Source organism: Streptomyces sp. NPDC048650 (genome assembly GCF_043199095.1).
GTDB lineage: Bacteria > Actinomycetota > Actinomycetes > Streptomycetales > Streptomycetaceae > Streptomyces.
In genome coordinates this window covers 29587-51259 of sequence record NZ_JBICVM010000011.1, presented here as the reverse complement: position 1 = coordinate 51259, position 21673 = coordinate 29587, and the positions used below count along the sequence as shown (strand labels likewise).

The following is a 21673-nucleotide window of genomic DNA, read 5'->3' as shown; positions in this document are numbered from 1 at the left end:
CGACCGTGCCGGGGGCAGGTGGGCACAGCGGCGGAGCCGGTGCTGCGGCGATGCGATGTGCCGTGACCTTCGTGCCCGCCCAGCTGCCGCGCGCGGGGAAGGTCGCCCTCTGGCGGCCTGACGGCGGTCCGCTCCCGGACGTCGGAGCGGGGCCGGGCGGCGGTGACGTGCCGGCGACGGCCGGTGAGCCCGTGGAACTGACCGTTGCCCGGCGGCACGGCAACGGTGCCCGTGGCCGCACGGTTCCGGCGCTGCTGGTCCCCCTGGCCGACGCGGTTCCGGTGCTGGTCGGGGCCCGGCACGATCCGGCGGCCCATCCGGCGGCCGCCTGCTGGGGCGCGGCCGCGCTGCACGCCCTGCATCTCGCCGCGCGCGGCAGGCTGCTGCCCGGACTGACCTCCGAGGACGCCGACGCCTGGCGCGCCGGCCCCCTGGATCCCGATGACATCGCGCACCTGCGGGCCGTCGCCGCGGCCATGCCCGGTGAGGCGTTCGCCGTGCCGGTCCCCGGCAGCCGCCCTCTTCGGCTTCCCGACCCGGTGGCACTGGTCCGGCTGTTCGTGGACGCCGTCGTCGACGGTCTGCCACGTACTCCGGCCGCCGAGCTGGTGGCCGGCGGCGCCCCGTTTGCGGCGAGCGCGCCGCAGCGGCTTCCCGGTGCCCGGGAGTGGGCCGCCGAGGCCGCGGCCGGCATCGACGCCGGGGTACGGCTCTCCCTGCGCCTCGACCTCGCCCCGCACAAGGTCTTCGACGGCGGGGAGGTACGTGCGGGAGACTCCGAGGAGCGCAGCGCGGCGGCCGTCGTCCTGCAGGTCCACAGCCTCACCGACCCCACCCTGATCACCGACGCCCGCCAGCTGTGGGAGGGAGAGGAGCCCGAGCACTTCGGGCCGCGGTCCCGCGTCGACACCCTCCTCGCGCTGCGGCGCGCGGCCCGCATCTGGGAGCCGCTCGCCCGTCTCCTCCAGCGGCCGGTTCCCGACGTACTGCCGCTGGACGAGGACGAGTTGTACGACCTGCTCGGCCCGGCCGCGCCGCGCTTGGGCGCCGCCGGGGTGGCCGTCCACTGGCCCAGGGAGCTGGCCCGTGGCCTGACCGCGGCGGCGGTACTGCGCCCGGCGCCAGGCTCGGCCGCGGACGGCTTCGGCTTCTTCGACACCGATGAACTGCTCCAGTTCCGCTGGCAGGTGGCGATGGACGGTGAACCGCTGACCGAGGCCGAGATGGACGCCCTCGCCGAGGCCCACCGCCCCGTCGTCCGACTTCGCGACCAGTGGGTCCTGGTCGATCCCGCCCTCGTACGCAAGGCCCGCAAGCGCGAACTGGGCTATCTGGACCCGGTCGACGCCCTCGCCGCGACGCTGGGCGGCACCACGGAGGTGGACGGCGAAGAGGTCGAGGTGGTGCCCATGGGGGCCCTGGCCGCGTTGCGGGCCCGCCTGACCACCCCGGCACCGCCGCTGCCCCAGCCGCCCGGCCTGCGCGCGACCCTGCGCGACTACCAACTGCGGGGCATGGCCTGGCTCGACACCATGACCTCACTCGGCCTCGGCGGATGCCTCGCCGACGACATGGGCCTGGGCAAGACCCTCACCGTCATCGCACTCCACCGCCATCGCCGGCCCACCGCGCCGGTACTCGTCGTCTGCCCGGCCTCCCTGCTGGGGAACTGGCAGCGGGAGATCGAGCGCTTCGCCCCCGGCACGCCCGTCCGCCGCTTCCACGGCAGCGGTCGCACCCTGGAGGGCCTGGCCGACGGCTTCGTCCTGACGACCTACGGGACGATGCGCAGCAGCGCCGCCCGGCTCGCCGCCCACAGCTGGGCCTGGGTGGTCGCCGACGAGGCGCAGCACGTGAAGAACCCGCGGTCCTCGACGGCCAGGGCGCTGCGTGGCATCAAGGCACCGGCCCGGATCGCCCTCACCGGCACCCCGGTGGAGAACAATCTCTCCGAGCTGTGGGCGCTCCTCGACTGGACGACCCCCGGACTCCTGGGGTCGCTCAAAACGTTCCGTGCGCTGCACGCCCGTGAGGTCGAGAGCGGGGAGGACCCGGAGGCGGCGGCCCGGCTGGCCGGTCTGGTGCGGCCCTTCGTCCTGCGTCGCAAGAAGTCCGACCCCGGGATCGCGCCGGAGCTCCCGCCCAAGACCGAGACGGACCATCCGGTGGCGCTGGGGCGCGAACAGGCCGCGCTCTATCAGGCCGTCGTCCGCGAGGCGCTTGCCCGGATCGGGGCCGCCGAGGGCATCGAACGCCGCGGCCTGGTGATGAAGCTGCTCACAGCCCTCAAGCAGATCTGCAACCACCCCGCGCAGTATCTGAAGGAGGCCGCGCCCGGCCTGGCCGCCCGCTCCGGGAAGCTGGAACTCCTCGACGAACTCCTCGACACCATCCTCGCCGAGGGGGGCGCCACCCTGGTCTTCACCCAGTACGTGGGGATGGCCAGGCTGCTGGAGCGGCATCTGGGTGCCCGCGGCATCCCGCATCAGCTCCTGCACGGCGGTACCCGCGTCGCCGAACGGGAGAAGATGGTCGACCGGTTCCAGGCCGGCCACGCCCCGGTCTTCCTGCTGTCGCTCAAGGCCGCGGGCACCGGCCTCAATCTGACCCGCGCCGGGCACGTCGTCCACTACGACCGCTGGTGGAATCCGGCGGTCGAGGAGCAGGCCACCGACCGTGCCTACCGCATCGGCCAGACCCAGCCGGTCCAAGTGCACCGGCTCATCGCCGAGGGCACCGTCGAGGACAACATCGCCCAACTCCTCGCCGCCAAGCGGGCACTGGCCGACGCGGTGCTCCTGGGGGGCGAGACCGCCCTCACCGAGCTGTCCGATGCCGAGCTGGCCGATCTTGTCTCCCTGAGGAGGTCCGCATGAGCCGGTTGGACCGTCCCGGCGGCAGGACCGGCCGGGAGCGGGGGAGTCCCCGCCCCGCCGCCGGCGACGACCGCGGCCGCGTCCTCGCGGACCGGCTGGCGCGCGCGGACCGCTCCCGGACGTTCCCGCCGCTGCCCCTCCGCACCGGGGCCCGCGGGCTGTTCGCCGAGTCCTGGTGGGGGAACGCCTGGCTGGACGCGCTGGAGACCAGCGCCCTCGACAGCGCCCGGCTCGACCGCGGCCGCATCTACGCGCGCGACGGCCACGTCGACACCATCAACGTCACGCCCGGCCGCATCGTCGCCACCGTACGAGGCAGCCGGCCCCGCCCCTACAGCGCCGAGATCCGCCTGCAAACCCTGTCCGACCAGGAGTGGGAGAGCCTGCTCGATGCCATCACCGCGGAGCCCGCGCAGCTGGCCGCGTTGCTCACCAAGAAACTGCCCGGCGCACTCGCCGAGGGGGAGGTGCGCCTCCTCCCGGGCCCGGGCGACCTCGTCCCCCGGTGCACCTGCCCCGACCACGGGCGGCCCTGCAAACACGCCGCGGCGCTCTGCTTCCAGACGGCCCGCCTCCTGGACGCGGACCCCTTCGTCCTGCTGCTGATGCGCGGGCGCGGTGAGCGGGAGCTGCTGGACGAGCTCTCCCGCCGCCATGCCACGCTCCCGGCCCGCGAGACCCACACCGACGCCCCGGGCCCCGCCGCCGCGCCGGCCGCCACGGCCCCCGGCGAGCCCGCCCCGACGGCCGATGCGACGCGGCCCGCCCCACCACGCGGCGTCCTCGCCCGGGACGCCCTCGCCGACCGCCTGCGGCCGCCGCTTCCACCACCCCTGCCCCTGCCCGCCCACCCCGGGCAGCCACCGGCCCTCCCGGATGCCGGCCACCTCCCCTTCGACGCGGCCGCCCTGGAGTTCCTCGCCGGCGACGCCGCGGCCCGCGCCCACACCTATCTGTCCGCTCCCGGCCCGGGCCCCGGTGCCGGACGGCAGCCGGCCCGCAGCCCGTTCCCCCGGCTGCCCCCGTGGGAGGACGCCATCCGCCTCGCGGCCACCGCCCACCCCACGGCCGGGCTGACCTCCGCCACCCGGGCCCTCTACCGCGACCTCGCGGCCGCCACCGACCGCACCCCCGCCGACGTGGCGCGCGCCGTGGCCGCCTGGCGCCAGGGCGGCCCCGAAGGGCTCGCCCTCCTCGAAACCCCATGGAACCCCCCGGCCGGTGACTTCGACCGGGCCCGCAGCGCCCTCACCGCCGCGGACCTCCCGGTGCTGCGCCCGCGCCACAACCACCTCACCGACCCCGAGCGCGGCATCCAGCTGCGCTTCGGCCACGACAACCGCTGGTACCCGTACGAATCCGAACCGGGCGCCGAGGACTGGTGGCCCACCGGGCCACCGGACCCCGACCCCGTGGGCGCCCTGACCACCCTGCTCGCGCGATGACTAACCTCAGGGCCGTGGAAGGTCTCGACACACTCACCCGATCCCTCGCCCGGCGCACCCCTCAGCAGCTCGCCGCGCTCCTCACCCGCCACGCCGAGCCGCTCGCCCGCCGCCCCGCCCCCACCCGACTGCGCGGCCTGGCAAGCGCGTTGTGGTCGTACGAAACCCTCCACGAGCTGGTGCTCCACCTCGACCAGCCCCGATTGCAGGTGCTCGCCGCCGCGGCCCGCATCAGCCAGGAACGGACCGGGCGCGCCGCCCCGGCACCGGCCGCCCCCGCCCCGGGCGCCGACTACCAGTCCCTGATGGCGCACCGCCTGTCCTTCGCCCACCTGGCCGGCGAACCGGTACCACCCGAGGACGTCTACGACGCCCTCGGGACGACCATGCCGGGCCCCGGGCGCACGGCCGCCGAGGCCGCGCTGTGCTCGCTGTTCGAGGACGGCCTGGCCGCGCCGGCCGAGGACGGCGCCGTCGTCGTCCCGCCGCGCACCCCGCAACTCCTGGCCGCCACCGCCCTCGGCCCGTTCGCCGCGCACGCCCCCCGGTACGACCCACCGCCCGCCCCGGAGGGCCCCGTACGGCCGCCGACGGCGCAGGCCCTGGCAGACGAGTCGCGGGCCGCCGCCGCGACCCTCGCCGCCGCCCTGGAACGCCTCCTCGCCTCGCTGGCGGCGCAGCCCGCCGCGCTGCGCAAGGCCGGCGGACTGACGATCCGCGAGATCAAGCGGCTGGCCAAGGCGGCCGGCGCGACCGAGCCGCACACCCGCCTCCTCCTGGACCTCGCCCTCGCCGCCGGCCTGATCGCGCTGACCCGCACCCCGCAGGGCATCACCGCCCTGCCCACCAGCGCCTACGACGACTGGCTGGCCCGCCCGCCGGGCGAGCGCCTGGCCCCCGTGCTCGCCGCCTGGTCGGCCCTGTGGGACATCCCCACCCACACCGCCTTCGGCGAGACACCGACCGCGCTCGTACGGGGCCATGACCGGCACGCACCGGCCTTGCGGCACGCCCTGCTCGCCGCGCTCGCCGATGTCCCTCTCGGCGCGGGGTTCGCCCTGCCGCCGGAAGCCGCGGACGACGGCCCCCCGCGCGGCCTGCTCGCCGCCGCGGACTGGCACCGCCCCCTCGCCGTCACCGCGCAGCCGATGGCCGAGGAACGCGCCGCCCGTACCCTGCAGGAGGCGGCCTTCCTCGGCCTGGTCGCCCACGGAACCCTCACCCCCCTGGGCCGGGCCCTGCTCGCCGATCCGTGGTCGCTCGACGCACCGCTGCGGGATCTGCTGCCACCACTCCTCGAACAGGCCCACTTCCAGGCCGATCTGACGGCCGTCGTGCCCGGCCGCCCCGCCGTCGCCCTCGCTGGACTGCTCGCCGCGGCCGCCGACCGCGAGTCCGAGGGCCACGCCGTCACCTGGCGCTTCAGCCCGGCCTCGGTACGCCGCGCCCTGGACACCGGCCGTAGTGCCGACACCCTGCTCGACGACCTCGCCGTCGCCTCGGCCACCGGTACCCTGCCGCAGCCGCTGGGCTACCTCATCCGGGACACCGCCCGCAGCCACGGCCGGATGCGGGTGCTGCCCGCCGCCTGCTGCATCCGCTCCGACGACGAGGCCCTGGTCCGCGAGCTCGCCGCCCATCGCGCCCTGCGCGACCTGGGGCTGCGCGCCATCGCCCCGACCGTCCTGGTCAGCGGCCTCCCCCCGGCCGCCACCCTGGCGGCCCTGCGCGCCGCCGGCTACGCCCCCGCCCTCGAATCGGACACCGGCGGCACGACCGTCGAGCGGCTCCCCGCCCACCGCTCGACGGCCCCCGCACCGGCGCGCGACCCGGGCGCCCCCCTCGCCCTCGCCCGCCGCCTCCTGGCGGCGGACGCCGACGCCTGACCGCCCGACCGCCCGCCCGACCGCCGGGCGGGCAGTCGGCTACTCGTACTCCGTGCCGCCCTTGCGCGTCAGATAGGCGCTGCCGACCACCTTGGCGATGGCGCGGCCGCCCACCGCCGGGCTGTAGCGGTCGGTGAGGGGCCGGACGACCACCCCTTCGCGAAGGTGCACCGCCCGCCCGGACAGCGTCTCGCGACCGTCGGCCAGCTCCATCACCCGGTGCGCGTCGTAGGGGCCCGTGAACAGCGTCGGCACCACCGGCAGCCGCCCGGCCAGCACGGCCGTCAGCTCCCGCGGCGCCAGCCAGCGCACCTGCCCGTCGACCTCCACCGAGACGTCGAAGACGGCGTATGCGGGCTCGCCGCGGCGGCTGTCCGCGCCGTACCCCAGATCCTGTACGCCGTCGCCGTACACCTCACCGAAGACACCCACCCGCGACGCCTCCAGCTCCGCGGCGATCTCCGCCGCGACCCGGGGCGCGCCATGGGCGTGCACCGCCCGCCAGTACAGGTTCTTCGGGTCCTCGGCCAGGGCCAGCCGCTGCGCCCCCAGCCCCTTGGACGTCACCCGGACGCGGTCGTCCCCCGAGCGGTAGGTCAGACAACACGCGGTGCCGTGCACCTTCTCCGTGACCGCGACCGGCTCGCCCTCGGCGAACACCTCCGGATACCGCTTCAGGTTCTCGATGTCGATCCACGGCAGCAGGTCGGGTGCCGCCTCGACCTCACCGCTCATCGAAATCGGCACCGGCGGCACCCATTTGACGATGCCGAGCTCCGCCGCGAAGTCCGTGCCGGCCTCGCCCGCCCGCGCCAGGTCCCTGCCGTGCAGCGCCCGCGGCCGGCAGACGATGCCCTGGGAGAGCTCGCCGCGCAACCGGATCGCCTTGACCCGGTCGGCCGCCGAACCGGCCAGCTTGCCGGTCAGCCCCAGTTCGGCCACCAGCTCCTGCGGGAGCACGGCCTGCTCGGGGATGTAGAGGGCGAAGTCACCGGTGCGGTAGACCCCCTTGGCGACGACGGCACGGTAGAGACCGACCTGGGCGAGCTCCAGCGCATCGGCGTGGGGATGCTCGTGAATCGTCACTCTCTCCGCCGTGACGCGCAGCGTCGACATGTCGGAACCCCGTTTCTGTGCACAGCCGTCGGCGGCGCACGTCGCGCCGCCCGGCACCACTGTGGTCTGCCGACGGGCCCCGGGCGAACGGATTTTCCCGTGGAGCGGGAGCGTCCGGCCGTCAGCGCCCGGCCGGTCCGCGTCTGCCGGACGCGGCCGCTGCGGATTCCGGCACGGCCGCGGCCGGGCGTGCGAAACGGCCCTTGGGCAGGACCGGCCTGACCACGTCGACATAGGCGCGGCAGACCGGGGGGCCGCCGATGGCGGTGCCGAGGACGCCGTCCACGGCGCCGCGCACCAGGCGGGTCGCCGCCGAGGGCCGCGACCCGGCGGGGGCGGCGGGGGTTTCCTGGCCGGCCGCCGTCCACGGTGCCTGAACGACGCGCGCGACGGACTGCTGCACGGCGCGGGCCAGCGTCGGATCGTCCAGCCCGCGCCGGCGCACCGCCTCGCGCAGGGCGAGGCCGCTGTGGGCGGCGATGGACAGGCCCTGACCGTAATCGGGAGTGAAGGACGCCACCGCGCCGCCCAGGGCGACGAATCCGGTGGGCCAGGACCGCAGCTGTTCGTAGCGCCGCAGTCGACTGGCGGTGTCCCGGGTCAGGCGCACCTCGCTCAGCGGCTCGGCGTCCGCGATCAGGTCTCCGATGACGCAGTGCGGTAAACGACGGGCGAACGGCACGAAGCGGTCGGCGTGTTCGGTCGGGCGGTCGCCTCCGGTGCCGGTGAGGGTGACCAGCCAGCGGCCGCCCTCGATGGGCACCAGGGTCGCTGTCCGGCCCGGCGCACGGCCGCCGTCCGCGCCCGAACGCACGCTGATCACCAGGCGGTCCTCGGCGCCGGGCGGGGCGCGGAAAATACGGGTGGCACAGACGATCCCGGCGTCGGCGGTCTCCTCGTGCACGGCGGGCAGGCCCAGTGCGGTGAGCCGGTCGGGCGTGGTGGAGCGGTGACCGGTGGCGTCCACGACCAGATCGGCGTCCAGCCGGCGGCCCTGCCCGGTGACCGCGTCGCGGACGTGCACCCCGGTGATGTGCTCCGCGGTACCGGTCAGTCCCTCCGCCTCCGTTCCGTCGAGGACGGTGACACCGGGGAGCGCCGGCACCTGCTCGCGGACGACCCGGTCGAGCAGATCACGGGAGCAGGTGATCACGTACTGCGCGGGCCGGCGGGACAACCGGCCCTGCGGAACGCGGTCGGCCGGGCCGGAGGGCAGCGGCAGGGAACGGGCGCCTTCGACGAGCCACTGGTCGAAGACGCCGGGCAGCAGCGCGTCCACGGTCCGGGCGCCGTCCGCGGACAGCAGATGCGCGTGCCGGGCCTGCGGCAGGTCCGTGGGTAAGGCGGGGGTGCGCGGCAGCCGTTCCCGCTCGACGACGATGACGTCGGCGTGCCGGGACAGCGCCGCGGCGGCCAGCATCCCCGTGAAACCGCCGCCCAGGACCACGGCGAGATGCGGGTGGGTGAACTGGAGCCCGGTGGTGCTCGTGGAGCTGGACGCGTTCATGGGCAGTGCCTTTCTCGGCGGGGACGCGCGGTTCCGCGGCGGTAGCGGGTCGCGTCCAGAAAAGGCGGTGCCGCTTTCGTGCGGGAGTGCCGGCGAGCGGCGGCGATGACGGCGTCGGTGGCGGCCGTGATCGAGGCCGTCAACGAGGCGGGCAGGGAAGCCGAGGCGGATCTCAGCAGGCGCAGTGGTGCCGGCGGCAGCGGTTGTGCCCTTTGCAGTTCCCGGCAGGCCGGCGCGAACGCCGGCCTGCCGCCCCCCGTCTTCCCCCTCATGATTCCCCCTCAGGCCGTGCCCCCCGCCAAACGCGGGGCTACGCCCTCCACCCCCGCCGGTGGTCACCGGGCGGAGCGGACCGACGCGACCGCCTCGCGGGACGCGCCGTCCCGATGGGCGCGGCCGTCACGTCCGGTCGGCGGCGGACACAGCTCCGGATCGTAGGCGGCGGCGATCACTTCCGGTAGCCGGAAAGAAACGAAGGACGCGCAAAGGACGCGTAGGAGCCACCTCCCACATACCGATGGGTAGATCTATGGCAAACCGGTGTAAATAAGGGAAGAGCATGCCATTGCTTTCTCGCGACGCGAGAAAGCTGCCGGATATGCGTCGCGGAATGCGCGAAGAGGGCGTCCCAAAGCCCTGATGGTTGGCGCGATTTGATCGCATGACCGCAGGTCGGCGGATGCCGTGCCTACCCTGTGCGGGCACAGCACCTGAGAACCCGAGGGAGAGTCGTGCGCGCGATTGTGATGCGAGAATTCGGCGGCCCGGACGTGCTGCGGCTGGAGGACGTACCCGAGCCCGGGCCCCGCGGCGGCCATGCGCTGGTCGATGTGACGCTGGCCGGCATCAACTACGCCGACGTGCACGTGCGGGGCGACACCTACCTCGTGCCCGTCGACCTGCCCTACGTCCCCGGCAACGAGGTCGTGGGAACCGTGGACGGCGGCCGCCGCGTCGTCGGGCTGTGCCGGGGCGGCGGCTACGCCGAGCGGGCCCTGCTGCACCGCCGCGTCACTTGGGACGTGCCCGACGCCGTCACCGACGAACAGGCCGTCGCGCTCGCTCTCCAGGGCAACAGCGCCTGGCATCTGCTGTTCACCTCGCTGCGCATCACCGAGGGCGAGAGCGTCGTCGTCCCGGCCGCGGCCGGCGGCGTCGGCTCGCTCGCCGTCCAGCTCGCCGCGCACGCCGGCGCCAAGGTCATCGCGCTCGCCGGCTCCGAGGCCAAGCGCAAGCTGGCGGCCGAACTGGGCGCCCACGCCGTGGTCGACTCCACGGCCGAGGACCTGACGGAACGCATCCTCGCGGCCGCCGGCGGCCCCGTGGAGGCGGCGCTGGACATGACCGGCGGTGCCACCTTCGCGCGGACCCTCGCCGCCGTCGCCCCCCGCGGCCGGATGGCGGTGTACGGCTTCGCCGGCGGTGAGTTGACGAACGTGGCGACCCGGGCCCTGATGGAGCGGTCCCTCACGCTCTCCGGCTTCTGGCTGCCGCAGCTCTACGCGGACCGCACGGCCCTGCCCACCTCCATGCGGGCCCTGTTCGGCGCCGTGGCCGACGGTCGGCTCCAGCCGCTGGCCGGCGGCACCTACGCGCTCGGCGAGGCGGCGCAGGCGCACCACGACCTGGCCGCGCGCACTCCGACCGGGAAGCTCGCCCTCGACGTCGCCCGGTAGACCGGGGCGCGGGACGGGCACAACGGCTTCGACAGGGACCCCGCAGCCGCCCACCCGGGGCCGCAGCGGGAGCCGCGGGCGGCGCACTGCCGGCTCGCACCAGATATGCCGTGCGCCTTCGGGCGCGGAACACTGCCAGGGGAGAGCACACGATGGGCAACAGCACCACAGCGTCGGGAGGTACGGCCTCGGCCGTCGCCTCCCCCTCCGCAACGGGCACCACGGCAACGGCGAAGCCCGCCCCGGGCCCCGCCACACCCCCGCGTCAGGCGTCGGGGCGGGCGTCCGTCGGGGGAGCGCGTACGTCGGGATCCAGCCATGCCGAGCGGGTCTTCCTCGTCCAGACCGCCTTCGCCGAACTCGGCGGCCATGCCCACGGGCCGGGGGAGATCGGCGAATTCACCGGCCTGGACGACTCCGTCGTCTACCGCATCCTGCAGTCCGGTATCTACCAGCGCATCTTCGAACGGGTGGACCGCGGCCTCTACCGACTGCGGACCTCCGCCGCCCAGCTGGCCTTCACCGCGCTCGACCACCGACTCGACGGCGACACCACGCAGACCGTACTGGGCGAACTGCGCGCGGCCACCGACAGCGGTCTGGCGTTCCTCTACATGGTCGCGCCGTTCTCCGGGGTGCAGCGCCAGTGCGTCGACATGGCCGTCGGCGACTCCGACCTCGCCGAACTCGGCATGACCCCGCGCGACGTGCTGTCCGTGACCCGCTCGCTGCGCACCGGCGCCTCCGGCCGGACGATCCTCGCCTACCTGCCGGAAGTGGTCCAGCAGCGGGTGCTGGCCGAGCCCGTACCCGACCAGGCGGGGCCCGGCGTCTTCCGGGACAACGACGCGCTGCTGGCGTCCCTGGCGGAGGTGCGCGACCTCGGCCATGCGCTCGGGTACGAGGAGTGCATGGCCGGCTGGAACTCCTGCGCGGCGCCCATCATGTGGGACGGCTCCATCATGGGCGCCGTCCTGCTGCTCAAGCTCAAGTCCGTGATGCCGCACGCGCCCGAGGGCGTCATCGAGGCGACGAAGGAGGCGGCGGCCCGCCTCAGCCGCTACGGAGCCGCCGCCCCTGCCGCGGGCGGGGTCTGAACCAGGGCGGTCGGCCCGATACCTGGTCATGGCGGGGGCCGCCTCCCTACGGTGGCACCGACGGCCGGAAGTCCGGCGAACGACACACAAAGGGGTCCGATGGAGCCGGAGTTGACGGCGCTGGCGACCGCGGGGGCGACGGCGCTGGTGCAGCAGATGACGACGGAGGCATGGGCGACCGTACGCCGGAGGATGGCCTCCTTCCTCGCCCGGCGCCGAGGCACGGCGGACGAAGAGGTGCTCGAGGGAGAGCTGGAGGGCTCGCGCGCCGATGTCGTGACCGCCCAGGAGGAGGACGACGCGGAAGGCGTGACGGGCGTGACCCTGGCCTGGCGGCTGCGGCTGCGGCGCCTGCTGAGCGAGGATCCGCAGGCCGCCGCCGAACTGCGCGCCCTGTTGGACGAGTTGCAGCCCCCGGGAGGCCCGGCGCATGCGCCGTCGGTGACCAATTCCATCACCGGGGGAGTGCAGCACGGCACGGTGATCCAGGCGGGCACCGTCTCCGACCTCACGATCGGCGCCCCGGGCCGGCCGGCGCCCCAGTGACCCGGCGTGCCCCGCCGTGGGGCGCCGGGCACAATGGCGGGGTGCGGCTCGAAGCGATCACCTGGGAACGGCTGACCGACGCGCTCGCCGGGCACCTCACGACGATGACGGCGCAGGACGGGAGCCCCTGGCTGCGAGTGGCGATCGACGGGGCTCCCTCCCCCGAGCTCTCGGCCCCGCTCGGGCAGGGGGCGCCCCCGGCGTCCCCGGCCGAGCTGGCCGGGGAGCTCGCCGAGGCGCTGCGACTCCGGGGGCGGGCGGTGCACAAGGCCGGCGCCTTCGGATTCCTGCGCCCCGCCTCCCTGCGGCTGGAGTACGGCCGGGAGGACCCCGACGCCTACTACGACGAGTGGTTCGATCGACAGGCCCTGTGGCGTGAGGTGTTCCAGCCGCTCGGCCCGGGCGGCACCGGGCGGGTGCTCGGCGACCTGTGGGACCCCGTCACGGACCGCGCCACCCGCAGCCCGTACGTCCGGCTGCCACCCGGCGGGATCCTGCTGCTGCACGGCCCGCTGCTGCTCGGCCACTGGTTCCCCTTCGATCTCACCGTGCACCTGAGTCTGTCGCCCGCCGCACTGGCCCGGCGTACGCCGCGGGACCGGCGCTGGACGCTGCCCGCCTTCGCCCGCTACCAGGAGGAGACGCGGCCCGAGCAGGCGGCGGATGTCGTCGTGCGGGCCGACGACCCCCGCCGGCCCGCCTGGAGCGGCCTGCACTGAGGGCCGCGGAGACCACATGGACCCGCAGCTGTCCGCCTTCCTGGACGCGCTCCACCACGATCCCGGAGGCGGCGGCCGACTCGACGCCCCGGGCGTCTTCCTGGCGGCTCCGGCCTGGGCCTGCTCCCGCGTCGGGCAGGCCGAGTTCTGCTGCTGCCCGGCCGCGCCGATCCGCCCGTAGCGGACCGAGACGACCGTGCCCGCGACCGACACCTCGCGGAACGTGCGGGCCCCGCCGCCTTCTTGGGACGGCCCCGGATACGCGGTGCTCCCGGACATGGCGAACTCACCTCCCCCGGGCGGCCCCAGCGGCCGTTCTCCCGCTGCTGAAAACCGTACGGGCGACCACTGACAACGGGCCTTCGCGTGCGGGCCGCGGACCGCTGTCCGGCCGCCCGGGGGCGGCGGTTAGCGTGAGGGCGTGACCACTTCATTCGATGCATCCGACCAGCCCGCGGAGCTGCCCGGCCGGACGGGCCCCACCGCGACCGTGGAGGCCCGACCCGGCTCCGTCGGCACCGTCAGGACGTCCTACGCACCCGACCACGACGGCGACCCGGACCCCGGCGAAATCGTCTGGACCTGGGTGCCGTACGAGGAGAACGACGGCCGGGGCAAGGACCGGCCCGTGCTCGTCGTCGCCCGCGAGACGCACGGCACGCTGCTGGCCGTCCAGCTGTCCAGCAAGCGGCACAGCAACGACTGGGAGTGGGTGCCCATAGGCGCCGGCCCGTGGGACCGGGCGGGCCGCGACTCGTGGGTGGCGGTGGACCGGGTGCTGCGGGTGCACCCGACCGGCATGCGGCGCGAGGCGTGCGCCCTGGACCGCGGGCGTTTCAACCTGGTCGTCAACCGGCTGCGCGAGCGCTACGGCTGGCGCTGACGGCGCGGACACCGAACGTGCTCAGGCGTCCGCCAGGGCCAGGAGTTTGGTGACCGTGTTCCAGTTGCGGGCGGTGGCCGTCACCCCGAGCGGGGCGCGGGCCACCGCCGCGGCGAGCTTGGAGCGGCCGACGCCGCCCGGGCACCACAGATACAGTTCGCGCCCGGTCAGTCGGAACCGGTCGGGCGCGAACGCGGCCTCGTCGAGCGCGTCCAGCGGGGAGGTGTCGGCCGGCGCCGACGACAGGAACGTGACATGCAGGTGCTTGGGCTCCGGCAGGGCCTCGGGGAACGGATTCGCGGCGGCGACGGCGGCCAGCTCGGCCCCCGTCCGGACGACGACCGGGACGGTCAGGCCCAGGTCGGCGGCGATCCGGTCGCGGAGGATCCGTGCCGTCTCCTGCGGGGGTGTCCCGGGGTCGGCGAAGACGATGTTGCCGGTCTGCAGCAGGACGCAGACGTCCTTGAGGCCCAGCGACTCGGCCAGCTCCAGCTGTTTCGCCTTGGGGAAGGAGTTGTGTCCGCCCACGTTGATGCCGCGGAGCAGAGCGATCTGACGGGACATGGCACTGCCCTTCATCGAACCTTCAGGAATCTTCATGGAGCCGACGTCGGCGGGGCCGCACGCGGTCAGAACAGGGGGGCGGGCAGGACGCCCTCGAGGGCCAGCAGCAGCCGTTTGGTCTCCACACCGCCGCCGAAGCCGCCGATCCCGCCGTCGCTGGCCACGACCCGGTGGCAGGGCACGACGACCGGGAGCGGATTGGAGCCCATCGCCACCCCCACCGCCCGGGCGGCACCCGGCTCCCCGACCCGGTCGGCCAGGTCCTGGTAGCCGACGACGCTGCCGTACGGGACGCCGTCGGCCAGGGCGTGCAGGACACGGGCGTTGAAGCCGCCCGACAGCGACCAGTCCAGGGGCACCGTGAAGGCGCGCAGTTCGCCGGAGAAGTAGGCGGTGAGCTCGGCGGTGGCCGTCGCCAGGTGGGGTGTCTCCCCGAGCGGCGGCCGGCCGAAGTACTGCTCCAGTCGGGTCAGCTCGCGGCGGCCGGTGCGCTCATGGGCGTGGAAGACCACCTTGACCAGGCCGTCGCGGGTCGCGGCGAGCAGCAGCGGACCGATGGGGGAGTCCAGGCGCGTCCAGCCCCAGTCGCGGCCGGCCGTGCGGTCGGGGTCCGGAACCGGCCCGGGCGAGGGCGCCGGTCCGGCGGTGGGCTCGGAATTCGTCACGCAATCAGAGTAGGGCCCGGCACTGACAACGAGCCGGGGAACGGCCACCGGCCGGGGGGGGGCGGCGCACCGGGGACCGGGCCCGGGGGCCGGAGTCCGGTGCGGGCCGGACAGGGGCAGCGCCCGTCCCGCCCGCCGGCCGGCGTGATCAGCTGTCGTCGGCCTCCAGCGCCTCGCGGATCTCGTCCGCCTTGTTGCTGATGATGCCGTCGGCACCCATCCGGGCGAGTGCGACCGCCTTCGCGCCGTCGTCCACGGTCCAGGTCAGGAGCTCCATCTGCCGTCCGTGGGGGCCCTTGAGCCCGTGGACGGTGTTGACGTAGCTGGGCGTCACCGTCGTGTAGTTGGGGTTGATCTGGTCGCAGTACTCGGCGTACGCGGGCAGGTCGGCGACCGACGGATTGCCCAGGAAGCCCGTCTTGACGTCCGGCCGCAGGCTGTGCACCGTCTTGATCGCGCCGGCGTTGAAGCTCTGGATGATCAGACGGCGCTTGACGTGGCCGCGGTCCAGCCAGCCGGCGCGGCGCAGCTCCGTCAGGGTCTGCAGCTCGATGCCCGGGTAGAGCTCCGGGGACTTCAGCTCCAGCAGGAGCCGCTGGCCGTTGTCCTCGACCTCGTCCATGTAGTCCTCGAGGGTGGGCACCCGCTCGCCTTCGAACTTCGGGCTGAACCAGCTGCCCGCGTCCAGCTTCTCGACCTCCTTGAGGGTGAAGTCCTTGACGTTCCAGGGTTTGCGGTCGGGGAAGACCTGCTCGACGTTGGTCGTCCGGGCCAGCGAGTTGTCGTGCAGGACGACCAGCTCGCCGTCCCTGGTGCGCTGGACGTCGTTCTCGACCCAGGCGTCGCCGAGCTGTCGGGCAGCGTCGATGGAGGCGAGGGTGTTCTCGGGGGCATGCGTCGGGGCGCCGCGATGGGCGATGGCGACGGTGGTGTGCCCGCCGGCCGCGGCCTGCGCGGTGGCGGTGGAGAGAACGAGCGCGGACAGACCCATGAGCGCACCGGCGACAACGGTGGCGACGGGGCGAATACGCATACGGACTCCTCGTGACGTCGGGGACGTGAGCTGACCTGGAGTGACGTGCACCGGTCATGCGGTCGGAGACTCGCAGCCGGGCCGTAGCGGTAGGTAGTCGGAGGATGGCCGGGGACTGAAGAAGACGTGGCCGGTTTCCGTGTGAGCGCCGTAGGTGCAGGATGCCCGGATCCGCCGTGCAGCAGACGTACGCCCGATGCCGTCCAACTTGCCGGAGCCGCGGCAACCGCGCATCTCGACCGATGCCGCGTCACCCGTCGCGCCTCTGACCGGTTTTGCCCCGCCGTCCGGGCCCCGTGCCGCCGTCGCCGCGCCCGCCGGACCGCCTCCCGCACCCGACCTGGCGAGGTCAGACCCGCCGCACCGGTCCCGGCTCCGCCCGCCCGCCCGACGCCGGCCGGCCGCGGCCCGGCGGCGCCGGCAGGGCGTCGAGCGCCCGCGCGAGGGTACGGCCATCCGTGCGAATCCGCTGGTCGAAGGGTTTGCTGGGCCGGTTGTCAGTGCCTGGTCGTACGGTGGATCCCATGCGGCCCGTATCAAAGATCGAACGCACGGTGGCGCCCTTCGAGGTCGTCAGTCCCTACCAGCCCAATGGCGACCAGCCGGCGGCCATCGCCGAGCTCGAGCGGCGCGTCCGCGGCGGTGAGAAGGACGTCGTCCTGCTGGGCGCGACCGGCACCGGCAAGTCGGCGACCACCGCGTGGATGATCGAGAAGCTGCAGCGCCCGACGCTCGTGATGGCGCCCAACAAGACCCTCGCGGCCCAGCTCGCCAACGAATTCCGCGAGCTGCTGCCCAACAACGCCGTCGAGTACTTCGTCTCCTACTACGACTACTACCAGCCCGAGGCGTACGTCCCGCAGTCCGATACGTACATCGAGAAGGACTCCTCCATCAACGAGGAGGTCGAACGGCTGCGTCACTCCGCGACGAACTCGCTGCTCACCCGGCGTGACGTCGTCGTGGTCGCCTCGGTGTCCTGCATCTACGGCCTGGGCACGCCGCAGGAGTACGTCGACCGGATGGTGCCGCTGAAGGTCGGCGACGAGATGGACCGCGACCAGCTGCTGCGCCGCTTCGTCGAAATCCAGTACACGCGCAACGACGTGTCCTTCGCCCGCGGCACCTTCCGCGTCCGCGGCGACACCATCGAGATCTTCCCGGTCTACGAAGAGCTGGCCGTCCGGATCGAGATGTTCGGCGACGAGATCGAGGCGCTGTCCACGCTCCACCCGCTCACCGGCGAGGTCATCAGCGACGACCAGCAGCTGTACATCTTCCCGGCCAGCCACTACATCGCCGGCCCCGAGCGCATGGAGAAGGCCATCGCCGGGATCGAGGCCGAGCTGGCCGACAGCCTCGCCACGATGGAGAAGCAGAGCAAGCACCTGGAGGCCCAGCGGCTGCGGATGCGCACCACGTACGACATCGAGATGATGCGGCAGATCGGCTCCTGCTCGGGCATCGAGAACTACTCGATGCACATGGACGGCCGTGAGCCCGGATCCGCGCCCAACACCCTCATCGACTACTTCCCGGAGGACTTCCTCCTGGTCATCGACGAGTCGCATGTCACCGTTCCGCAGATCGGCGCGATGTACGAAGGCGACGCCTCCCGCAAGCGCACCCTGGTCGAGCACGGCTTCCGGCTGCCGTCGGCCATGGACAACCGGCCGCTGAAGTGGGAGGAGTTCCTCGGACGCATCGGCCAGACCGTCTATCTCTCCGCGACGCCCGGCAAGTACGAACTCGCGCGCGGTGACGGCTTCGTGGAGCAGATCATCCGGCCGACCGGCCTGGTCGACCCGGAGGTGGTCGTCAAGCCCACCGACGGGCAGATCGACGACCTCGTGCACGAGATCCGGGCGCGGACGGAGAAGGACGAGCGCGTCCTGGTCACCACTCTGACCAAGAAGATGGCCGAGGACCTCACGGACTACTTCCTGGAGCTCGGTATCCAGGTCCGCTATCTGCACAGCGACGTCGACACGCTGCGGCGCGTGGAGCTGCTGCGCGAGCTGCGGGCGGGTGAGTACGACGTCCTGGTGGGCATCAACCTGCTGCGGGAGGGCCTCGACCTGCCCGAGGTGTCCCTGGTGTCCATCCTGGACGCCGACAAGGAGGGCTTCCTGCGCTCCGGATCGGCCCTGATCCAGACGATCGGACGCGCCGCGCGCAACGTCTCCGGCCAGGTCCACATGTACGCGGACAAGGTCACCCCGGCGATGGAGAAGGCCATCGACGAGACCAACCGCCGCCGGGAGAAGCAACTGGCGTACAACAAGGAGCGCGGCATCGACCCCCAGCCGCTCCGCAAGAAGATCGGCGACATCGTGGCGACGATCGCGCGTGAGGAGATCGACACCCAGGAGCTGCTGGAGACGTCGTACCGGCGGCCTGCCCAGGCCACAGGCGGCAAGGCGGGCAAGGGCGCCAAGGCCCCGGTGCCGGCCCTCGGCGAGAAGGCCGCCAAGGGGGCGAAGGGCAAGGCCGGTGCGACTCCGACGGATCGGCCGGCCGCCGAACTGGCCGAGCTCATCGAGGAGATGACGGAGCGCATGCGGGCCGCCGCGGCGGATCTGCAGTTCGAGGTCGCGGCCCGGCTGCGCGACGAAGTCGGTGAACTCAAGAAGGAGCTGCGGCAAATGAAGGAGGCGGGAGTGAAGTAAGGGGCGTCGCCGCACGTCGGCGGGGCCACGGTGTGTTGCAGAAACGCCACAAAACGCGGGGCTGAGACGCCCTTGCCCCGCCGTCGTGCATAGGGTCGAAGGCGCCGCCGGAAACGCGGGCGGAAAGTACGGAGAGGGGACGGCGCATGACGGTCAATTTGTCCAAGGGACAGGGCATCAGCCTGCAGAAGTCCGACGGAGGTACCCTGACCGCGGTGCGGATGGGGCTGGGTTGGCGTTCGGCGCCGCGCCGTGGCCTCTTCGGTCGGCGGACCAACGAGATCGACCTCGACGCCTCGGCGGTGCTGTTCGCCGACAAGAGCCCCGTCGACGTGGTGTTCTTCAAGCACCTCATCAGCGACGACGGTTCGGTGCGGCACACCGGCGACAACCGCGTCGGCGGAGCGGGCCAGGGCGGCGACGACGAGGCGATCCTCGTCGACCTGGCGCGGGTGCCGGTGCACATCGACCAGATCGTGTTCACCGTCAACTCCTTCACCGGCCAGACCTTCGCCGAGGTGCAGGACGCCTTCTGCCGGCTGGTCGACGAGAGCAACGGCCAGGAGCTGGCCCGCTACACCCTCACCGGTGGCGGCCAGTACACCGCGCAGGTCATGTCGAAGGTGCACCGCGCGGGCGACGGCTGGGCGATGACCGCCATCGGCGAGCCCTCCAGCGGCCGCACCTTCCAGGACCTGGTGCCCGCAATGCTGCCGCACCTGTAACCAGCACACCGCAGCAGCGCGCACCGGGCCGCGCCGCCGCGGACCGGGCGCCCATGGCCCGGCCTTCCGCCCGGACGCACGCACATCAGGGGGAACAACGATGACGGCCGAGCTGGTCCGTGGGCAGAACCATCCACTGGACCGGACCCGTGTGGAGATCCGGGTCAGGGCGGGCGGCCCCGTCATCGCCGGGGTCACGCTCGGCGATGAGCAGGGCAGGCTGTCGGGCGTCGAGGCGGTGGCCCATCCCGGGGCGCCGCGCCGCACCGGCGTCGAGGTTCCCCGCCAGGCAGCGTCCGAGCACCGCGTCGCGGTGGACCTCGGCGCGCTGCCGGAGGCCGTCCACCGGGTGAGCGTGCTGCTCGCGTTGCCCACCAGGACCGGCGCACCGGCCGGATTCGGCGCGGCCACCGCGCCCCGTGTCACGGTCACCGGCCTCGACGGCACCCACCTCGCCGGCTACACACTCACCGGCCTGGGCGCCGAGTCCGCCGTCGTCGCCGTGGAGCTGTACCGCAGGCAGGACGCCTGGAAGGTCCGCGCGGTCGGCCAGGGCTACGCCGGCGGCCTGGTGGCCATGCTGGTCGACCAGGGGCTGCCCCGGGCGGCCGAGCTGGCCGCGGAGATCGAGGAGGCGATCAGCCGGGGCCAGGCCCGTGCGGTGCCCTCCCCCAAGGTCCCGGTCCCGCTCGAGCAGCAGCCTCCCGAGACGGCGGCGGACGCCGCCGCCCCGCCGGCCGACGGCCCCGTCGACTACCGCCACCCCCGGCGCCGTACCGCCCCCGCCCCGGCCCCCGCGGCGTCCGCGGCCCCGGCCGCACCCGAGGACCCGCCCGCCCCGGTGGCCGGCGACGCCGCAGGCTGGGACATGGACGAGCGGCTCTACAACCAGGTCTGGGGGATGTTCGAGGACCTGGCCCGCTCGGTGGCGGCCTACCGCAGCGCCTCCGACTTCGCCGAGTCCCGTCTGGAGCAGGAGCTCGACAGGGCCCTCGCCGACCCGCGCAACCGTCTGGGCACGGCCGCCGATGCCGCCCGCGCCGCCGCCCACGACAAGCACACCGCCCTGGTGGACCAGGCCCGCGCCGCCCTCGGCCGCGACCTCGCCCAGCTCGCCGCCGAATCGGACGTCGTCGAGCCCGCGCTGCCGCCCGCTTTCGCCCGCTGGGACAGCCCCGTATGGCAGGGCTATCACGTCCCGCTGGAGCGCCCGATGGCGCTGCGGCTGGGCGATCTGCGTCTTCCCGAGGTCGGGGACCTGCGCATTCCCATGCTCGTTCGCCTCCCGCTGGAGCGCGGACTGTGGATCGACAGCGGGCCGGCCGCCCCTGTCCACAGCCTCGATCTGGAGCGCGAGTATCCGCGCCGAGAGCTCGGCAGTGCGCTCACCGAGGGGCCGCCGGACGACGCCGAGGTGCGCCGCCTCGCCCTTGACGCCGCCGTGGCGGTCGCCGCCCGGCTGCTCGCCGTCCACCCGGCCGGGGAGTTCGCCCTCCAGGTCATCGACCCCGGTGGTACGGCCGTGTCCGCACTCGCCCCGCTGCTGGAGACCGGAGCGCTGCGCGAGCCCCCGGCGGCCGGCGCCCAGGCGGTGACCGCGACGCTGGAGGCGCTGACCCGGCGGGTGGACCTCGTCCAGATGGCGGTGCGCAACCGCGCCGCGGATTCCCTGCCGCCGGACGTCGACGTCGCCGAACAGCTGCTGATCGTGCACGACTTCCCGCACGGCTTCGACGACCGCGCCGTCACCCAACTGCGCTATCTGGCCGATGAGGGGCCCTCGGTCGGGGTGCATCTGCTGATGGTCGCCGACCGGGCCCAGGCCCACGAGTACGGCCCGGTGCTCGACCCGCTGTGGCGCTCCCTGCTGCGGATCACGCCGATGCCCGAGGCCCATCTCGCCGACCCCTGGGTCGGCCACGCCTGGACGTACGAACCGTCGCTCGCGCCCCGGGGCAGCCAGGTCCTGCGCCAGGTGCTCGGCCGCCTGGCCCAGGCGCGCCCCGCCCCTCGCCCTTGACCCGAATCGCCGCTGTTGACCTGGAGCACCGCTCCTGACCAGCCATTTTGGCTCTTACTTTACCATTGCTTGGTCTTCCTTTACCCTTTGATGTGCGGAGGGGAGTATTCCTGCTATCCCTGCTACGACGTACCCGTCATCACGGATCGAGAGTGTGACGAGATCCCGGGGCGTCGGCCCGATGCACTGACCGCGGTCGGTGCGGTACCGGGTGGAAGAGACCTCCGGCAGCGACGACGCTGTGAG

Annotated in this window: 16 protein-coding genes and 1 pseudogene; 11 read left to right on the top strand and 6 right to left on the bottom strand. The window is 73.8% G+C overall.

What is annotated here, in order from left to right:
- Positions 1-50: 50 nt before the first annotated feature.
- The 3 genes from ACGFML_RS27505 to ACGFML_RS27495 are packed head-to-tail and all read left to right on the top strand — an operon-like array spanning position 51 to position 6207.
- Positions 51-2876: a DEAD/DEAH box helicase gene (locus ACGFML_RS27505; RefSeq protein WP_393548083.1), complete on the top strand. Its 2826-nt coding sequence runs from the start codon at positions 51-53 to the stop codon at positions 2874-2876.
- Positions 2873-4321, top strand: coding sequence for an SWIM zinc finger family protein (locus ACGFML_RS27500; RefSeq protein ID WP_393548081.1), 1449 nt, complete (start codon positions 2873-2875; stop codon positions 4319-4321). The genes ACGFML_RS27505 and ACGFML_RS27500 overlap by 4 nt, the downstream gene beginning before the upstream one ends.
- Positions 4322-4335: 14 nt before the next feature.
- Positions 4336-6207, top strand: a complete 1872-nt coding sequence (locus ACGFML_RS27495; protein ID WP_393548079.1) for a helicase-associated domain-containing protein — start codon at positions 4336-4338, stop codon at positions 6205-6207.
- A 39-nt stretch (positions 6208-6246) separates the two neighbouring features.
- On the opposite strand, the gene ACGFML_RS27490 is transcribed toward ACGFML_RS27495, so the two are convergent.
- Positions 6247-7323 carry an RNA ligase (ATP) gene (locus ACGFML_RS27490; RefSeq protein WP_393548077.1) on the bottom strand — a complete coding sequence of 359 codons (1077 nt, stop codon included), beginning with the start codon at positions 7321-7323 and terminating at the stop codon, positions 6247-6249.
- A 121-nt stretch (positions 7324-7444) separates the two neighbouring features.
- Positions 7445-8830, bottom strand: coding sequence for an NAD(P)/FAD-dependent oxidoreductase (locus tag ACGFML_RS27485; RefSeq protein ID WP_393548076.1), 1386 nt, complete (start codon positions 8828-8830; stop codon positions 7445-7447).
- Between the two features lie 731 nt (positions 8831-9561).
- Between ACGFML_RS27485 and ACGFML_RS27480 the strand changes: the two genes are divergently transcribed.
- From ACGFML_RS27480 to ACGFML_RS27465, 4 genes are all read left to right on the top strand, one after another.
- The gene (locus ACGFML_RS27480; protein WP_393548074.1) at positions 9562-10506 is read left to right on the top strand and encodes a zinc-binding alcohol dehydrogenase family protein; all 945 of its coding nucleotides are present in this window, start codon (positions 9562-9564) and stop codon (positions 10504-10506) included.
- A gap of 152 nt (positions 10507-10658) precedes the next feature.
- Positions 10659-11603, top strand: coding sequence for an IclR family transcriptional regulator C-terminal domain-containing protein (locus ACGFML_RS27475; RefSeq protein WP_393548072.1), 945 nt, complete (start codon positions 10659-10661; stop codon positions 11601-11603).
- A 99-nt stretch (positions 11604-11702) separates the two neighbouring features.
- Complete coding sequence (locus ACGFML_RS27470) at positions 11703-12149, top strand: hypothetical protein (RefSeq protein WP_393548070.1); 447 nt, start codon at positions 11703-11705, stop codon at positions 12147-12149.
- Between the two features lie 41 nt (positions 12150-12190).
- Complete coding sequence (locus tag ACGFML_RS27465) at positions 12191-12868, top strand: uridine kinase (RefSeq protein ID WP_393548068.1); 678 nt, start codon at positions 12191-12193, stop codon at positions 12866-12868.
- A gap of 96 nt (positions 12869-12964) precedes the next feature.
- On the opposite strand, the pseudogene ACGFML_RS27460 reads toward ACGFML_RS27465, so the two are convergent.
- Positions 12965-13147 (bottom strand): annotated as a pseudogene (locus ACGFML_RS27460) (WGR domain-containing protein); the annotation flags it as partial.
- Positions 13148-13289: 142 nt separating this feature from the next.
- Between ACGFML_RS27460 and ACGFML_RS27455 the strand changes: the two are divergent.
- Entirely contained in the window at positions 13290-13751 is a 462-nt protein-coding gene (locus tag ACGFML_RS27455) for a type II toxin-antitoxin system PemK/MazF family toxin (RefSeq protein ID WP_393548066.1), read from the top strand.
- Positions 13752-13772: 21 nt separating this feature from the next.
- Here ACGFML_RS27455 and ACGFML_RS27450 read toward each other — a convergent pair whose 3' ends face one another.
- From ACGFML_RS27450 to ACGFML_RS27440, 3 genes are all read right to left on the bottom strand, one after another.
- A complete protein-coding gene (locus ACGFML_RS27450) occupies positions 13773-14315 on the bottom strand; it encodes a DUF1697 domain-containing protein (RefSeq protein WP_393548064.1) in 543 nt (180 codons plus the stop codon).
- A 65-nt stretch (positions 14316-14380) separates the two neighbouring features.
- Positions 14381-14980, bottom strand: coding sequence for a methylated-DNA--[protein]-cysteine S-methyltransferase (locus ACGFML_RS27445; protein WP_393548062.1), 600 nt, complete (start codon positions 14978-14980; stop codon positions 14381-14383).
- A gap of 148 nt (positions 14981-15128) precedes the next feature.
- Positions 15129-16013, bottom strand: coding sequence for a glycerophosphodiester phosphodiesterase (locus tag ACGFML_RS27440; protein WP_393548061.1), 885 nt, complete (start codon positions 16011-16013; stop codon positions 15129-15131).
- Between the two features lie 524 nt (positions 16014-16537).
- On the opposite strand from ACGFML_RS27440, the gene uvrB reads away from it, so the two are divergent.
- From uvrB to ACGFML_RS27425, 3 genes are all read left to right on the top strand, one after another.
- On the top strand, positions 16538-18682 hold the full coding sequence (gene uvrB / locus ACGFML_RS27435; protein WP_393548059.1) for an excinuclease ABC subunit UvrB: 2145 nt from the start codon (positions 16538-16540) through the stop codon (positions 18680-18682).
- Positions 18683-18828: 146 nt separating this feature from the next.
- Complete coding sequence (locus ACGFML_RS27430) at positions 18829-19407, top strand: TerD family protein (RefSeq protein WP_393548057.1); 579 nt, start codon at positions 18829-18831, stop codon at positions 19405-19407.
- 100 nt (positions 19408-19507) lie between these two features.
- Entirely contained in the window at positions 19508-21427 is a 1920-nt protein-coding gene (locus ACGFML_RS27425; protein ID WP_393548056.1) for a TerD family protein, read from the top strand.
- The last annotated feature ends 246 nt before the right edge of the window (positions 21428-21673 follow it).